Annotated in this window: 1 protein-coding gene; it reads right to left on the reverse strand. The window is 58.6% G+C overall.

Translation table 11 applies throughout. The features are described from left to right. Positions 1-2: 2 nt before the first annotated feature. The coding region (locus QN397_RS26520) for an AAA domain-containing protein (RefSeq protein WP_323502508.1) at positions 3-2,062 on the reverse strand (2,060 nt) is incomplete at its 5' end.

A 2,062-nucleotide genomic window follows, 5' to 3' on the forward strand; every position in this document is an offset into this window, starting at 1 on the left:
CATCACCCCGCGGTCACGTTCCTCGGAAGCCCGGTCACGATGCCGGAATCGTCGGTCACGTTCACCGGAATACGCACCAAGGGGTCATCGCTTGATAGCGACGCTAGCTTGGCCCCTGCAGCGGTTACCCACGGCGGCGCGTCGGCAAAGGAGGCAATTAGGTCTGCTCTTGCCTTCAACAGTTCATCAAGCAAACGCGCGCGCTCGAAGATTTCGGACGTGCTGTCCACAAGACCCAGCAGTGAGCCGTCTTGCACCTCCGCATCGATTTCCTGCGCCTTCACCAGGTCACGGTGTATGCCAAGCAGGTCGCCCCACGCAGGAAAGGCAGGCGCTTGGGGAAGCGAACAGGTAAGGTAGGGTAGTGAACTGCCGACCCTGATGCGCGCGTTCCGCAGTGCGCCTATCGCACCATCGTCGAACGCTAATGTCTCGCCAGCGGCCGGAAGGTCGTCGTCGAGCCAGTTGTGCTCGTCGCCTTGTTCCATCACGAGCTTCGCCATTTCCTCGGGCGTTACCTTCCGCCCTTGAAAAGTGTAGGTCTGCATGTGACTGCGTGCGAAATTTGCGGCTTCAGCATCGACATGACAGATTTTTGCGTGCAGCTCGTTGAGTTTGTTTTCGGCGGCGGCGATGGTCGAACGTGATCTCGAATCGATCAGCGAGGCAACTTTGCCTGCGATCGTTTCAATGGAGTGCTCGAACTGACGCATGCCGTCGCGCTCGTCCGAGAGCAAAGCGACGCTCAGGGGACGGATCTCGTCAGGCAGCTTGTCCTGAAGCACTGCCAACGCAGTTTCGCTTTTGGCGGTGACGAGGACGCGCTTGCCCTGAGCCAAGTAGTGGCAAATCACGTTGGCAATCGTGTGGGTCTTGCCCGTCCCTGGAGGCCCTTGTACGACGACACCGTGGTTGGCCTCGAGCTTCTGAACGATCGAAACCTGTTCGTCGTTGTAAGGCATCGGAAAGTACAGCTCAAAGCCTCCGTTGACAGCGTCGCTGTTAGACAATCCGCGGAAGGACCTTGATGCGTGAGCCTTCACGTCGTCGGAGCCGTGCTGAACGAACGCACTGATGACACCTGGCAGTTCATCGACTATTTCCAGATTGGCCTTGAGCCGCCGGACGTCTTCGACAAAGATGTCGCCAGAGCGGTTGCGCGCGAAGAGCACCCACGTGTTCGTTACTTGGAGCGTATCGCGCGGGGTGGGCTCCGAAAGGTTGTCAGTTCTATGCTGGTACGAGCCGCCTGCGTCCAGATGCGTGACGGCCGCGTTCAGCAAGCTCTCATAGCTGGAAGGCTCAAAAGGGTTCGGGCGTTCAACGCCCGCCTCGAGGTGCGCCTTCCAATAGGTTTCCAGCTGTGCGACGCCTGGCACCTCGAGGGCGGTGTAGCAGTCAAGCTCAAGTTTTGGGTCAGCATCGCGGGGCCTGATTTCGAGCTCGAACGTGGTCTCGTTCAGCGAGATCTCGCACAGCTGAAGAATTACTGGGTAGCGCACCGGCGTTGAGTGCCCCGCCTTCTTCCATGCGGCGTTGCCAATTCCCCAAACAAGCTCGAGCGGCGTCTCGGAGCCCTCGGATGCGATCGTCTGGTAGACGCTGAACAGCCTCTTATAAAGGCTCATCGTTTTGCGGCGCGGCGCTTCTGCGGAAGCCCAGGGCTTCCACTGAAAGTTGACGAACCAATCAAACAGATCCTGGATATCAGGGCGGTCTGCCAGGCGCTCCATCCAGACTTCACCATCTTTGGTTCGGGCGGTTTCATCCACGATTTCGGGAAGTGCGGAGGGCGTCTTCGGCAGCTTCACCCATCCGTTGAGTTCTATTTCGATCGGTGGTGGCGCGATTTCGTGCAGACGAGGCACGCTAAGCCAGATATCGTCACTGTCATCCTGACCGTTAAAGCGCAGTTCAGGCAGAACTGACATTTCTCCCTGGAATGAGACGAAATGCTCCGACGGAACACTGAACGTCGGCTTGGCCTGTCGGCGCCGGTTGAACTTTGACCCACCCTGCCGGTTGAACTTTGACCCGGGGATGGAAGCCGGCATCGTGGATG

Source organism: Variovorax sp. RTB1 (assembly GCF_035018765.1).
GTDB lineage: Bacteria > Pseudomonadota > Gammaproteobacteria > Burkholderiales > Burkholderiaceae_C > Variovorax.